Below are 202 nucleotides of genomic sequence, written 5' to 3'. Positions count from 1 at the left end.
TTGTTTTGCAAAGCTCAAGCCTTGGCAATACGCTGGCTTCCGGCTACGCCTCCGCAGGCAGCATCGTGGGCCGCAACGTCAGCATCGATACGGCGGGACAGGGCTTGAACAATGTCCAGGGAACCATCGCCGCCACGCAAGTACTGAATCTGCAAACTGGAGAGCTCAACAATCACGGTGGTTTGCTGCAAGCAGGCAATGC

1 protein-coding gene is annotated in these 202 nt (G+C 56.9%); it reads left to right on the top strand.

All coding sequences use genetic code 11. The features are described from left to right. Positions 1–202: hypothetical protein (locus J0O65_RS25395; protein WP_215409933.1), on the top strand; the 202-nt coding region annotated here is incomplete at both ends.

This window comes from Janthinobacterium sp. JC611, assembly GCF_018682595.1.
In the GTDB taxonomy this organism is placed as follows: Bacteria; Pseudomonadota; Gammaproteobacteria; order Burkholderiales; family Burkholderiaceae_D; genus Janthinobacterium.
This window is presented reverse-complemented; position numbering and strand designations above follow the sequence as displayed.